Source organism: Rhodococcus sp. 05-2256-B1 (assembly GCF_002258465.1).
Lineage (GTDB): Bacteria > Actinomycetota > Actinomycetes > Mycobacteriales > Mycobacteriaceae > Rhodococcoides > Rhodococcoides fascians.
The window spans coordinates 246,804-261,216 of sequence record NZ_NOZA01000017.1; the positions used below are offsets into that span (position 1 = coordinate 246,804).

Genomic DNA, 14,413 nt, shown 5'->3' on the forward strand with positions numbered 1-14,413 from the left:
CACCATCATCTGTGTCGCGGTTGAAGGTGCGATGAACAGCGCGTTACGTGCGTGTGGAGTTCACTAGGGTGGAGCAGGTGACCGCTCTCGCGTACGGATCCTGGCCCTCGCCCATCACCGCAGCCGACCTGTCGTCGGCCGGCCACCCCGTCGAAGGTGGACGATTCGTCGGACACGAGATCTGGTGGTCCGAGGTGCGGCCCACCGAACAGGGCCGAACCGCGATCTGCCGCCACGTCGACGGACAGGTCGAGGCAATCCTGCCGGCACCGTTCAATGCCCGCACCCGCGTTCACGAATACGGCGGCGGCGCATGGACGGCAACGCCGAACGGCGATCTGGTGTTCGCCGAATTCTCCGATCAACGCATCTACCGACTCACCCCCGGCGACGCACCGCTACCGCTCACCCCGGCCCCGGCTGTGGCGTCGAGCATTCGGTACGGGGAGCTGTCGGTGGTCGGTACCGACGTGATCGCCGTCCGCGAGACGCACGACGCCGGAGCTGTCACCCGAGACATCGTCGCGATCGACCTCGGCGGCGGCGGAGTGCGCTCACTGGTCTCGGGATCGAATTTCCTTGCCTACCCCAGGCTTTCACCCGACGGCAGCCGCATCGCGTGGATCGCCTGGAACCATCCGCAGATGCCCTGGGACGGAACAGAACTGCGGGTCGCATCGCTGGCGGATCCGTCGTCGTGGACTGTGTTGGCGGGTTCGACCGAGGAATCGGTGTTGCAGCCGAAATGGATCGACGACGAGTCGCTGTATGTCATCAGCGACCGAAGTGGTTGGTGGAACCTGTATTCGGTCACGCTGGACGGCGCAGCGACGCCGGTGTCTACCCTCGATGCAGACTTCGGCGCCCCGCTCTGGCAACTCGGAGCCCGCTGGTACGACGTTCTGGACGACGGCACGTTGCTGACCGTTCGCACCGTCGGCACGGATACGCTCGCCATTCTCGACCCCGCCACCGGCACCCTCGACGACATCGAACTCGACGGAGTGACTTCGGTGGGGCTCGGGGGACGGCTCGGATCGACGGTTCTGCTCCGGGGCGGCGGCGCGCAGGTGCCGTCGGGACTGTTTGCAGTCGACCTGGCCACGCGCGAATTACGCAGTGTCCGTTCGAGTTTCGAATCGATACCGGATGTCGAATACCTGCCCGCGGGGCGTCAGGTCACCTTCCAGGGACCGGATCGCGAAGTGCATGCCATCGCGTACGCACCACGTAACCCGTCCTACGAGGGGCTCGACGGCGAACTACCGCCGTACGTCGCGTTCGTGCACGGCGGTCCGACGGCGCACGTGGCACCGGCGTTGAACCCGGTGTTCGCGTACTTCACCAGCCGCGGCATCGGCGTCGTCGATGTGAACTACGGCGGATCCAGTGGGTACGGGCGCGAATACCGTAACCGGTTGCGTGGACAGTGGGGCGTGGTCGACGTCGAAGACACCATCGCCGCGGTCCGTGGATTGGCTGACGCCGGCCTCGCCGACCCGAACCGGCTGGCCATCGAAGGTGGTTCGGCAGGTGGCTGGACGGTATTGGCCGCGCTCACATCGTCCGACGTATTCGCTTGCGGTGCTTCGTACTTCGGCGTCGCCGAACTGGAGATGTTCGTCGCCGAGACGCACGATTTCGAGTCCCGCTACATCGACGGGCTCATCGGGCCGCTGCCCGAGGCCATCGACCTGTATCGCACCCGCGCGCCGGTGAACAACGTCGACGGACTCTCGTGCCCGGTACTGCTGCTGCAGGGTCTCGACGATCCCATCGTGCCGCCCTCGCAGGCCGAGCGATTCCGAGACGCCATGGTGGAGAAGGGGATACCGCACGCCTACCTCACGTACGCCGGTGAGTCCCACGGATTCCGCAAACTCGAAACACAGGTGAACGCCCGAGAATCGGAACTGTCGTTCTACGGGCAGGTCATGGGATTCACCCCACCCGGAATCCCCGAACTGGAGCTGTGGCGACCGTCTAGCTGAGTGGTGGGTGTGCGCGCTTCGCCTCGAGAAATTCGAGCAGCGCGCTGGGGATCGCGCAGTACTTGCTGTTGCCGACGGACAGTTTGCTGCCCGCCTCGAACGCCGCCTTCGACGGGCCGTTGTGCTCGATCACCAATGCACAGAGGCGCTCGTCGGTGCGGCCGGACTCGCAGCACTTCTCGACATGCGCTCGATCGTCGGGCGACAGCGCCGTCCACCACTCGTCGTAGCGGCGAAAGAGCTTGTCCGCGTCGTCGGTCATGCCTGCTCCTACTTCTTCGGGTATGCAGTTCGGTTCCGACCATACTCACGATGTCCGATTCGTCCACCGCCGCGGGGGTCCAGCAGGGACTTCACACCCCTACCGACGACTGCGCGCCCCTGCTCTGAAGTGAGCAGGGGCGCGCAGTCGGTAACAAGGGTGGGAGGTTACTTCCGGCGACCCGGAACCTTTGCACCCGGAGCGAATCCGAGTCCACCGGCCTTCGGCTTGGGCGGGGTGCGATCACCCGAACCGTTGGATGTGGTCTCGGCCGCAGTGTCCGACGCTTCTGCCTTCGGAGCCTCTGTGTCCGGTACCTCGGCCTCTGGTGCTTCGGTGACCGGTGCTTCCGTGACCGGTGCCTCAGCTTCCGGTGTCGGCTCGGCCTTTTCGGGCTCTGCTGCAGCCGGCTCGGCTGGTGTCGCCGCAGGTGCGGCGGCGGCCGCACCCGGTGTCCGCGCGCCCGGCTTCTTGAATCCGGACTTCACGGCCAGACCCTTGGGCTGGACGGTCGGCTTGGACTCTGCTGCTACGGATTCGGTTGCAGCGGGCTCGGTTGCAGCAGTCTCGGTGGCGGGTGCCTCAGCCGTAGGAGCCTCGGACGCAGGTGCTTCGGCAGCAGGCCTGCCCGGTGCCTTGGCTCCCGGCTTCTTGAATCCGGACTTCACGGCCAGACCCTTGGGCTGGACGGTCGGCTTGGATTCTGTGGCTACGGATTCAGTTGCAGCAGAAGGTGATTCCGCTGCATCATCAACCGCTTCCGGGGCGGGTGTCGACGCCGCAGGAGCAGCGTCGGCGGGCTTGCCGGGTGCCTTCGCGCCGGGCTTCTTGAATCCGGACTTCACGGCCAGGCCCTTGGGCTTGACGGTTGGAGTCGACTCGGAGGCCTCTGCGGGAGCAGGTGCTTCGGTTGCCGCGGGAGCGTCGGCAGGTGCCGGGGCAGCCGCCTTCGCGCCGGGTGCCTTGCCCTTCATCTGCAGACCCTTGCCGCCGGGTGCCTTGCCACCGGCCAAACCGAGGCTCTTGGGCTTCGATGCGTCCGCGGCAGTATCGGCCGAGTGCCCCGACGTCTTGTCGGCTTCGGCGTTGGCGGGTGCAGAACCGGGTGTCTTGGCTCCGGGAGCTTTCGCAAGTCCCTTCATCTTCAGGCCACCAGCAGCCTTGGCCGGCTGCGCCTTCTTCGTCTCGGCTTCGGGATCGCCGCCTTCGGCTGCGACCTCGATCTCCTCGACGCGCCCCTTCTCTTCGACGGCTGCGACCTTTTCGGTGGCCAGCTTCTCTTCGGGAGTCTGCTCGCGGGGGATGACCTTGATGTTCTCGGCCAATACCGAGGACTCGACTCGGGTGATCGATTCGAGCATCAGCTGCGCGACGTCGACAACCTCGACGCCCTCGTGTGCGCCGCCTTCCTGCCGTGCGGTGACACCGTCGGTGAGCATGACGCGACAGAACGGGCAACCCGTGGCGATCTTCTTGGGGTTGGTGGCAAGTGCCTCGTCGACCCGGTCGATGTTGATGCGCTTGCCGATGTTCTCTTCCATCCACATACGAGCGCCACCGGCACCACAGCACATGGACCGCTCACCGTGACGCGGCATCTCCTTGAGGTTGGAGCCCGACGCGGCCATGAGCTCACGCGGGGCGTCGTACACCTTGTTGTGACGGCCGAGGTAGCACGGATCGTGGTAGGTGATGTCCTGGCTGACCGAGGCCACCGGGATCAGCTTCTTCTGCCGCACGAGACGGTTGAGCAGCTGCGTGTGGTGGACCACCTCGTAGTCACCGCCGACCTGCGGGTACTCGTTGCCGAGTGCGTTGAAGCAGTGGGCGCAGGTGACGACGATCTTGCGCTTGCTCTGCTCGACGCCGTCGAACACGTTGTTCAGTGTTTCGATGTTCTGCATCGCGAGCTGCTGGAACAGGAACTCGTTGCCTGCGCGGCGAGCGGAGTCGCCGGTGCAGGTCTCGTCCGCGCCCAGCACCATGAACTTCACGCCTGCGGTGGCGAGCAGCTCGGCGACGGCCTTGGTGGTCTTCTTGGCGCGGTCCTCGTAGGCACCGGCGCAGCCGACCCAGAAGAGGTACTCGTAGTCCTGGAACGAATCGGCGTCCTGGCCGAAGACCGGGATGTCGAAGTCCATCTCGTTGATCCAGTTGAGGCGGTCCTTGGAGTTCTGGCCCCACGGGTTGCCCTTGTTCTCCAGGTTCTTGAACAAGCCGGCGAGCTCGGACGGGAACTCGGACTCGATCAGCACCTGATAGCGACGCATGTCGATGATGTGGTCGACGTGTTCGATGTCCACCGGGCACTGCTCGACGCACGCACCGCAGGTGGTGCAGCTCCACAGCACCTCGGGATCGATGATGCCGCCCTCGATGGCGTCGGCGACGAGCTTGCGATCGGCTTCGTCGCGAGCATTCTGCGGAATGGCGTCGAGCGCCTTCTGGTCGACGTTGCCCTCGGCATCGACGAGTCCGACCTCGTCGCCCGCCATGTCCTTCTTGCCGCCGGCCAGCAGGTACGGGGCCTTGGCGTGGCTGTGATCGCGCAGCGACATGATCAGCAGCTTGGGGGAGAGGGGCTTGCCGGTGTTCCAGGCGGGGCACTGCGACTGGCAGCGGCCGCACTCGGTGCAGGTGGTGAAGTCGAGCCAGCCCTTCCAGCTGAAGTCCTCGATCTTGCCTGCACCGAACGCGTCGACGTCGGGATCGGCCTCTTCCATCTCGAGGACCTTGCCGCCGGACATCATCGGCTTGGCGGCGCCGAGGGCGACGGTGCCGTCGTCCATACGCTTGAAGTAGATATTGGGGAAGGCCGTGAAGCGGTGCCACGCGACGCCCCAGTTGATGCGGGTACCGACGATGTAGAGCCAGACCATGCCGGACATCAATTTGATGAGGGCGAAGATCGACACCATGTTGGAGTTGGCGGGCAGCAGCTCGGCGAGGCGCATCGTGAAGAAGTCGGTGTAGGGGTTGGAGTGCCCGTACGTGGCGATCTTGCCTGCCTTGACGAACACCATGCCCAGGCCCTCGATGAGGACAACGGCCTCGACGAAGTACGCGGCCTTGAACCCGGAGCCGGCGAAGCGCGACTGACGCTCGGCCTTCCTGGGGTGATTGAGCTGGCGAATGATGATCAGCGTGGTGATGCCGATGACGGTGCCGAGACCGAGCAGCTCGTCGATGAGGTGGTACGCCGCGGTATCGCCGACGATGGGCCAGTGGAACTCGGGGTTGAACGTCTGGCCGTAGGCCTCGAACCAGACGAACGCGCCCAGCATGAAGCCGATCATGACCAGCCAGTGCGCCCAGCCGACGGTGCGGTACTTGACCATCTTGGTGTGGGCCAGGAACTCGACGACCATCTGCTTGAAGCGCGGCACGATGGGACGCCACCGATCGGGGGCAGGCTGGCCGAGTCGGACAGTCTTGAACATTCTCAGTGCGCCGCCGAGAAAGGCGTACCAACACACGAGACTGAGCAGAGCACCGACTGTGCCCAACGTGATCGTCAGGGCGTTCATGTCGCGGCCTTTCGTTCAGTGGCAGCTGGAGCAGCTACCGCGGGTCCAGCCCGTCGAGAGGAATACAGCGATGTTACCTGCCAGTAGATCGCGGGATCTACCGACGGGTAACTTAGGTCAGAATCGCCTGGAGCGACGCTGGTGGTTGCGCGCACGAGACCGTCCGACGGGTGGGCTGAACTCGTCAGTAGGTTGTCGCCCGCATCACGTTAGGCGTACGGGCTTGTGACTCCTGCGAGAAGGCAGACCTAACCCGGCCGAATCGGCCCGATGTCCGAGGTTTACCGCCGGCTGCGCCGTGGAAGACAAGTCCCGCGAAACCGAACAAAAGTGCGGTCTTTCTGTCCGATTTGGGTGTTGTGATTGTTCATAACTTTTCGGACACGGTAAAGGGTCGGTAGCACAACGACCGGTCTGATTGATGGTTTACACTGCCTGTGGACCAGAGGTGCGAGGACGTCATTCGGGGTGATGTCGCGTTCGACGGTTTGCCGCCAAAAGCACTGCAGCACATGCACAGAAACGGAACACAACACCACATGAAACTCAGCAAACTGGTCGTCACCTCGGCTCTCGTAGCAGTTGCTACGGGTCTGGCCAGCGGAACCGCCTACGCGCAGCCCGACACCAGCGCCACGACCCCCGACACGAACTACTCCGTCGAGCTCGAAGACCGCACCATCGTCACCACCATTGATGCGGGCGTCTTCAAGGTTGCCGACGACGGCAAGACCGTCGACGTGCTCGACGCCGCCGACAACACACTCGTCACCCTCCCGCTGTCGTTCAACCTCGGCGGACTGAACTTCCCGTACGAGCAGAACGTCGACGACAACGGCAAGACCCTGCGTCTGGTGCCGCAGCTCGACCTGACGAAGGCCTCGGCCAACTCGCGCAGCATCGGCGCGACGACGGTTGCCTCGCCCGAGGAAAACCTCAAGGCGCAGCAGAACTTCTCGTCGCAGCTCGGAATTGCCACCGCGATCGGCGGATTCACAGGAACCGCTATCGGTGCCCTCGCCGGTGGACTCGGCTTCCTGGGTGGACCGGTTGGCTTCGCTTCGGTTCCGCTGGGCGCGACCGTCGGCGGGATCGTCGGTACCGTCATCGCAGGTGGCCCGACCCTGGTCGTTGCCGGTATCGACCTTCTCAACACTCTGAATGCGGCCCCCGGAACTTCGGCCTGGGCCAAGTAGTCACAGCGCATTCTTCGAAAGAACCCACGATCTCAGCGAGGTCGTGGGTTTTTTTGTATTCGCAGGCAGTCTCGGAGCTACGGCGGTGACCTCGTCTGAAGAGAACCTCGCGGCGTGGCAGTAATGTGCAGCCCGGTATCGCGACAGCGTTCGGTACCGCATCGGCGGCTCGTCACCGGCACCACCGTTGGGGAGATTGTCGGCACAATCGCAGGCAGGTCACCTGTGTCAGGTGAGAGTGGCGGGCCTGAGTCGTGTCGGCACGAGCTTGTCCGCCGCAGTGATCACTCTGTTGCCAGACAAATGTTTCATCGGTGGTATCTGGACCGGGAGAATGGTTAGCCCTTCTTTACCAACTCTTGGTACTGTTGACACCATGCGCACGCACAGCACCGCTGATTCGAGGTGCCCGGATGTGATGAGTGCCCGTTTGCACTCGGAGTGGAGCGCGCTGGCCGGCCAGGTGGGGACGGTGTTCTCTTCGCGCCCCAGCTTCGGTTTGAATGCTCCGTGCAACTCGAATGGGACGCTTCGGTTCGTCGAGGTGCGACGCGGCGGCGACCTCGTGGCGTTCGCGCCGCTGTGCGTGACCAGTCTCGGTCCGGTGAAAATCGCCAGGCCTCTCGGCGTGGGGCAGGGAGTGCCGACCGAACTGCTCGCCGTGGACGACGATGCGTCGGTGGAACTGTGGGATGCGATCGCCGGACTCGACGCACTCGTGTTCGCCGATTCGATGGTCGACGATCGGAATCTACGCTCACTTCGCCGTCACCCGGCGTTCTCGGCTCGGGTCGTCAGCCGCGAACGGGTGCCGTTGATTCAGGTACCCGAGGGCGTCTCGCCCCGGGATCTGCGCAGCACGAAGACCCTGAAGCGACTACGGCAGTACCGTAACCAGCTTTCACGATCGGGGACTCCGATGTGCATCGAAGTGATCGAGGACGTCGAACACCTCGACCAGCGGTGGAACGACATCTCCACCCTCGCCGCAGCGGCCACCGAGCGGTCGCGTTACGTCAACTTCCTGCGAAATGGCATGGCCATGGAGTTCCTGCGAGCCGAGGCCGCCGCGGGGCGCCTGATCATCGCCGGCCTCACCGTCGGCGGGCGTTGGATGGCGCACGATATCGGGATACGCACGGGCGACCGGATCGAGGCGTGGTTGACGCATCACGATCGGAGAGTGCGCAGATTCGAACCCGGCCACCAAATGATCGAGTGGTTCGTCGAGGCGCACGACGATCTGGGGGTCACCGTGCTCGATCAGGGCCTCGGCGTGAACGAGATCAAGAAGTCCTGGACCAACGCCGACTACGGTGTCCACGCGATCGCAGCATCTCCGAAGTCGGGGCTGCTCGCGAAAGTGATGATCGACACCCTGATGGCGTGGGAACTTTCGCCTGCGGTTGCGCATGCCCGGCGGATCAGAAGAACGCGGCCCGCACTGCGCTGACCGCAGCCCGACCCTCGGACTGCGCGCGTTCCACCACGCATCTGTTGCAGAAGCCATGTCAGCGGTGCTCTCTGTCGATTCGGGTTTTGCGACCTGTTCGGGAAGTTGTGCACTGACTGTGGACGAAGCGCAGCTTTGATCCGACCCTGAGTACGATGTAATGGAGCCAAACAAACTATTGGACAGGAAACCGGAGTCGTGGACGGAGTCAGCGAAGTGCAGGTACTCGCGGTCTCGCTGTCGACATCGGTGGGCGGAACCGATCACAGTCTGCGAAACGTGGCGCTGGCATTGCGGCCCCTGGGCGTGACCGTCACTCTGGGTGCGCCCGGTGGCAGCGACACCGACCAGTGGTGGCGAGCAGCCGGCCTGCCGTTCTTGCCGCTGGACCTGCCGCAACGCATCGGAATCCATCGTCAGGGCGAGAATTCTCTGCATCCCATCGGCGGGCTCGCGGCGCAGGTGCCGAAAAGCGCACGCACGGTGTCGATACTTCGGCGAGCTGCCCGCGACTTCGACGTCGTACATTCCAACCATCTGCTGCTGCATCCCGACGCGGTGCTCGCGTCCCGACTCGCACGCACCCCGGTCGTCGTCGAATTTCACGACATCGTCCCCGCCGGACCGGGGCGCACACTGCTCGCCGCGATCGCGACGACGGCAACCCACACGGTGGCCGTCAGCACAGCTGCAGCACAGCAACTCCCGACGCGTGCGCGTGGACGGGTGAGCGTGGTGCACCAGGGAATCGACACCACGGCCTTCGCGCCGGGTGCCGGTGACCCGGCTCTGCGGGCCGACATGACCGCCGACCCCGATGCTCCACTGATCGCAGCCGTCGGCCGGATCGATCGCGAGAAGAAGCTCGACGTACTGATCGACGCCGTGGCGCGGGTGCGTCGGTCCGGAGTCGACGCGCATCTGGCGATCGTCGGCGCGCCCAGCGAGGACGACGGTGGCTACCTCGTCGAGTTGCAGCAGGCCGCGGAACGGTTGCTGCCCGGCGCGCATCGTTTTCTGGGCCGCACAGACGCGGTGGCGTCGACGTTGCGTGCCGTGGATGTGTTGGCCTGCCCGTCACAGGACGAGCCCTTCGGGCTCATCGCCCTCGAGGCACAGGCCTGTGCGGTGCCGGTCGTGGTGAGCGACACCGGGGGCCTGGTCGATTTCGTCTCGCACGAGCGCACCGGCCTCGTTGCCCGAACCGGCGACGTCGACTCGCTGGCCACGCAGTTGTGCAGGATGCTGACCGATCGCGGCCTGGCCGCCACCCTCGCCGAGGCCGCGCGAGGGCAAGCCGTCGGACAGTTCGATTCCCGACATCGCGCGAAGCGTTTCGCCGACATCTACAGTTCAGCAATCGGGAAGAAGCGCATCACATGACGTGACGCATCGGCTCTGCAGCGGAGCCGACGACGCAACCCAGCCGTGCGGATGTCGGGGCATCCGCACGCACACGCTCGTACCGAATCGGAGTTCTTGATGCTCGACCACATGGCCCCCGGCGTCCCGCGCCGCCGCACCCCGCAGCGGGTCGGCGTTGCCGTTCTTGCCGCGACTGCGACCGCGACCCTGGCCGGGGCCGGCTGGGTCCTCGCACCCAGACGGTCGCCGGAACCCCTGCGCGCAGCAGAGCGGTTCGTCGACGGCGACCTCATCACCGTCGTCGTGGGAACCGTGGGCAGACCGTCGCTGTCGGGCACGGTCGAGGCCGTGCTCGCGCAGTCCTACCCGGCCGTGGAGATCGTGGTGGTGGACAACGCACCCACGTCGGGACGGGTGGACGACGCGTTGAGGTCGATCGACGATCCCCGCTGCATCGTCGTCCGTGAGCCGCGCCGCGGGGTCTCGCGAGCCAGAAACACAGGTGCCCGGCACGCGTCGGGCCGCGTGATCGCCTTCACCGACGACGACGCCGAACCGGATTCGCAGTGGCTCGCCGCCGTGGCGCAGGTGTACGCGGCAGACCGAGACGGTGTCGTGGCCGGGGTGACCGGACGGGTCGTCGGACTGGCGGTCGAGACCGATCAGCAGCGGTGGTTCGAGGAATCGGGGCTGTTCGAGAAGGGATCGACGCGCACGGTCTGGACCCTCGCGCCGACCGGATCGATCGACGAAGAACTGGGTGCACGCGGCACCGCAGCGCTGTTCCCCTATACGGCCGGGGAGATGGGCAGCGGCAACAACATGTCGTTCCGAAAGAGCGCCTTCGACTCGCTCGCAGGATTCGACGAGAGGATCGGACCGGGCACGCCCACCAAAGGCGGTGAGGACCTCGAGCTCTTCCGGCGTGCAGTGCTGCGCGGGGGAACGATCGTCTACGACCCGACGGCCGTCGTCGGCCATCATCATCGAGCCGATCACGAAGCGTTGCGCGAGCAGATGTTCGGGTACGGAAGCGGAATGGCCGCCATCGTCACCAAACTCTTCCTCGACGGCGGAGCTCCGGCCCGCGCACTGCTCGGCCGGCTCCCGACCGCATCCCGCATGCTTCTCGCACCCGAGGAGAACCGCTTCGCGGACGGGGCTCCGCCGATGCCTCGCGACCTCAAGCTCACCGAGCTCTACGGCTACCTGTGCGGGCCGTTCCTGTACGTCAAGGCCATCACGGTTCGCGGCACCGGGATCAATTCGTGACGATCACCGACACCACCGACGCACCCGAGGACGCGGTAGGTCGAGCCGATCCGACGCGACCCGACTCGAGCTACCGCGGGGCGCAGGCGCTGCTGTTCGCTGCCGCAGCGGTCGCCATCGCGTCGACGGCGCTGGCCATCCTCGCCGGATCCGATCACGCGGGTGCGGTACCCAACGGGCTCCGGGTCGCCGTGGTCGTCGCCGCCGTGACGCTGTTGCCCGGGGCACCCATCGCGGTGCTGCTGCGCCTCCGACAGCCGGCACTGGTCGGTTCGGTGACGGTCTCGATCTCGTTCGCGACGATGCTGATCATCGCGCAGGCCGAGGTCGTCACCGGGAATCTGCGTCCGGTGACGGTGCAGCTCTACATCTGTGCGGTGTCCGCCGCGCTCATTCTGTGGGCGTCGCGAACGTTGGTGCCTGCGGTGCCCCGACCGCGCCCGGACCGGACTGCGGTGGTGACCCGGTACGCACTGCTCGGCGCGGTGGCCGTCGCCGTCGTGCTGTTCGCTCACGCCACGAAGGTGCTCAGGCCGCAGGCGTCCGGGGCGTTGGGCGTCATCACCCACATCGGCTTCAGCTACCTCGTCGCGCTGGCGATCGTGGCGGCCGTGATCGCCGTGGCGCTGTCGCGGGCCCGACTCGACCCGGTGGTACTCGGCGCGGCCGGTCTCGCTCTGATCATGTTCACCACGATGTACGTGTCGTTGGCCGACGGCGTCACGTCGATCCCGACGGCGTACACCCATCGCGGGCTGATCGACATCATCGCGTCACTGCAGGGTCTGCCACCGCCGTCGGACGCGCGATTCAGTTGGGCCGGGTTCTTCTCTGCCGGAGCTCACATGTCGGGTGCCGGCGCGCTGTCGGACCTGTCCCCGATGCTGCTATGGGCTCCGCTCTTCTACGGCGGCGTGACCATGTTGCCGCTGTACTCGATCGCGCTGTCGCTGACCGGGCGCAGGCGCGTGGCGTGGATCGCGGTGATCCTCTACCTGTCGTTCAACTGGTACCAGCAGGACTACTTCGCGCCGCAGCCGACGGCGACCATGCTGTACCTGACCATCTGCGCCTTGCTGCTGTGGCAGTTGCGCAGTGCGCCCCTGCCGTCGGCCCCGCGGTCGTGGCGTCGGTGGATCGTCACGGTGCCGCGGCGAACTCTGGGCACGGTCCCCGGTGTCGGTGCCGGCCGCACCCTCGCGATCGAGGCGCTGATCATCGTCATGATCGCGGCGATCGTCATCACTCACCAGCTGACGCCCATCGTGTTGATCGCGGCTCTGTTCCTGTTCTCGCTCACCGGAACCACGCGGTACCGACTGCTGTGGCTGTTCGCGGTCGCGCTGTTCGTGGCCTGGTTCAGTTACGGAGCCGTCGACTACTGGAAGGGCCACCTCGCGTACGTGCTCGGCGATGTGGGCCAGGTGTCAGGCGCGGTGCAGGGCGGCGTCAGCGACCGGATCGGTGCCGATCCTCTGTATCAGAAGATGCAGTATCTGCGGTTGGCGGCGTCGGGCGCGCTGTTGATGTTCGCGTTCGCCGGTTGGCTGACCTACCGCCGACGCAAGACGTGGCTCATCGGCGGCTTGCTCTGCATGGTGCCCTTCGGTTTGGTATTGGTGCAGAGCTACGGCGGTGAGGTGGTGATCCGGTGCTTCGTGCTGGCGTCGCCGTTCATCGCGCCCTACGCCGCGGACGCGTTGGTGCGCACCTTCGCGATCATTCGACGGTTCACGGGTCGATCGGCCCAGCCGCGGCACTGGTCGCGCACCGTCGCCGCGACCGCGGCAATCCTCGGAATTGCCTTGATACTGACGGCAACTCGCGGGTTGAACACCTCGTTCGAGCATACCGACGAGGATCAGATCCGATACGGAGACGCATTGATGCGGTCGGTTCCGCAGGGCTCGGAAATCATGGTCATCGGAACGGCGGCCGGGCTGGTGTCCGCACGCTACTTCGACGACGTCAGAGTGGCGACCATGGAATCGTTCGAGTGCCTCGACGATCTCAGCGGGTGCGTTCGAAAGGAGAACCCCGACTTCGTGTTCACCACTCGACAATCGTCGGCGCAGATCTACCTGCAGTACGGATATTCGCAATCGGTCGTCGACCAACAGCTGGGCATGTTGGTCGGATCCGACGAGTATCGCGTGGTTGTCGAAACCGCCGACCTGACCATTCTGCAGAATGCGTCCACCCCACCGGTGGTGCTCAAATGACCGATCTGTGGCTCGGCTTCCTCGCATTCGGTGCCCTGTTCGCGGCGCTGATCGTCGCGTCGGTACTACGCGAACGCGAGGTGCCCTCCGACGGTGCGATCGGGCGCGGCGGCAGCGGACGCATCAACCGCGCAGTGGTGCTCTCCGCGACACTGATCGTGCTGTTGCTCCTGGCCGCAGTCGTCGTGATCGTGCGGTTCCAACAGATCGCGATCTGGGAGTGAGAATCTTTCGCGGCCTGTCGGTGGCCCTGCTGGTCGTGGCGACGACGGTGTCCTGTGCGCAGTCGACCGGACCCCAACCCGAGTTGGTCAGCAGCGAACGGTGCGACCCCATGGCGGACGACGTCATGTCGGGTGAAGCTGTGCCCCGGGAGGACCTACCGGGGTGGCGGCAGACCTTCGTCGACGATTTCGACCGGTGCGATCTCGGTGACGACTGGGGTGCGTACTACGGCCAACCCGGAGGCGACCCGGCCAGTTGGTGGGAGTACGAACAGGCCTCGGTCACCGGTGGCGCACTGCGGCTGCGCGCCGAGCAGAAGGACGGCCGCTGGGTGACCGGCGGCGTCTCGAATTCGCCTGTGTCGCAGAGGTACGGCAAGTGGGACGTACGGCTGCGTGCGGACCGCTCCGACGAGATCAGCTACCACATTCTGCTGTGGCCCGCCGACGAGGTGTGGCCGCCGGAGATCGACATCGCCGAGAGCGCCGACGGGACCAGACAGACGATATCGTCGTTCCTGCACTGGAGCGGTGCAGAAGGAGACCGTCACTTCTCACAGGCGAATCTGCAGTTGGACACCAACGACTGGCAGACCGTCGGAGTGGAATGGGACCCCGAGCAGATCAGGTATCTGGTCAACGGAAAGGTCTGGGCGCGAACACCACTGGGAGCATCCATCCCGGACAAGCCGATGTGGTTGGGCATCCAGGCCCAGGCGGGCGCCTGCACCAAGCTCGAATCCTGGGGTGTCGGAGAATGCGGCCGGGCGGGAACACCCGACGTCGCGAACGTGGATGTGGACTGGGTGTCGGTGTATGAATCGGACGGGACACCGTCCGCCGTGGAGGACACGGCGTCGGGATCGGTTCTGCTGGAACAACAGAACTGACCCGGAGCAGA

At 65.4% G+C, this 14,413-nt stretch carries 10 protein-coding genes; 8 read left to right on the forward strand and 2 right to left on the reverse strand.

Going from position 1 to position 14,413, the window contains the following annotated elements; genetic code table 11:
- Nucleotides 1-77 precede the first annotated feature (77 nt).
- Nucleotides 78-1,991, forward strand: coding sequence for a dipeptidyl-peptidase 5 (locus CH285_RS09445; RefSeq protein WP_094643529.1), 1,914 nt, complete (start codon nucleotides 78-80; stop codon nucleotides 1,989-1,991).
- On the opposite strand, the gene CH285_RS09450 is transcribed toward CH285_RS09445, so the two are convergent.
- Nucleotides 1,984-2,253: a hypothetical protein gene (locus CH285_RS09450; RefSeq protein ID WP_027495639.1), complete on the reverse strand. Its 270-nt coding sequence runs from the start codon at nucleotides 2,251-2,253 to the stop codon at nucleotides 1,984-1,986. The two genes, CH285_RS09445 and CH285_RS09450, sit on opposite strands and share 8 nt — an antisense overlap.
- Nucleotides 2,254-2,420: 167 nt before the next feature.
- A complete protein-coding gene (locus CH285_RS09455; RefSeq protein WP_094643432.1) occupies nucleotides 2,421-5,780 on the reverse strand; it encodes a (Fe-S)-binding protein in 3,360 nt (1,119 codons plus the stop codon).
- A gap of 539 nt (nucleotides 5,781-6,319) precedes the next feature.
- Between CH285_RS09455 and CH285_RS09460 the strand changes: the two genes are divergently transcribed.
- The 7 genes from CH285_RS09460 (at nucleotide 6,320) to CH285_RS09485 (ending at nucleotide 14,402) form a co-directional block, all read left to right on the forward strand.
- Complete coding sequence (locus CH285_RS09460) at nucleotides 6,320-6,976, forward strand: hypothetical protein (RefSeq protein ID WP_032375162.1); 657 nt, start codon at nucleotides 6,320-6,322, stop codon at nucleotides 6,974-6,976.
- Nucleotides 6,977-7,394: 418 nt separating this feature from the next.
- Entirely contained in the window at nucleotides 7,395-8,429 is a 1,035-nt protein-coding gene (locus tag CH285_RS09465; RefSeq protein WP_032371868.1) for a GNAT family N-acetyltransferase, read from the forward strand.
- A 198-nt stretch (nucleotides 8,430-8,627) separates the two neighbouring features.
- Nucleotides 8,628-9,812, forward strand: a complete 1,185-nt coding sequence (locus CH285_RS09470; RefSeq protein WP_094643433.1) for a glycosyltransferase family 4 protein — start codon at nucleotides 8,628-8,630, stop codon at nucleotides 9,810-9,812.
- Between the two features lie 99 nt (nucleotides 9,813-9,911).
- Nucleotides 9,912-11,066, forward strand: coding sequence for a glycosyltransferase family 2 protein (locus CH285_RS09475; protein ID WP_176458444.1), 1,155 nt, complete (start codon nucleotides 9,912-9,914; stop codon nucleotides 11,064-11,066).
- Nucleotides 11,063-13,288: a serine/threonine protein kinase gene (locus CH285_RS09480; protein ID WP_094643435.1), complete on the forward strand. Its 2,226-nt coding sequence runs from the start codon at nucleotides 11,063-11,065 to the stop codon at nucleotides 13,286-13,288. The genes CH285_RS09475 and CH285_RS09480 overlap by 4 nt, the downstream gene beginning before the upstream one ends.
- Nucleotides 13,285-13,512, forward strand: a complete 228-nt coding sequence (locus CH285_RS27875; RefSeq protein WP_176457115.1) for a hypothetical protein — start codon at nucleotides 13,285-13,287, stop codon at nucleotides 13,510-13,512. Before CH285_RS09480 ends, CH285_RS27875 begins: the two co-directional genes overlap by 4 nt.
- Nucleotides 13,509-14,402 carry a glycoside hydrolase family 16 protein gene (locus CH285_RS09485; RefSeq protein WP_176458445.1) on the forward strand — a complete coding sequence of 298 codons (894 nt, stop codon included), beginning with the start codon at nucleotides 13,509-13,511 and terminating at the stop codon, nucleotides 14,400-14,402. The genes CH285_RS27875 and CH285_RS09485 overlap by 4 nt, the downstream gene beginning before the upstream one ends.
- Nucleotides 14,403-14,413 lie beyond the last annotated feature (11 nt).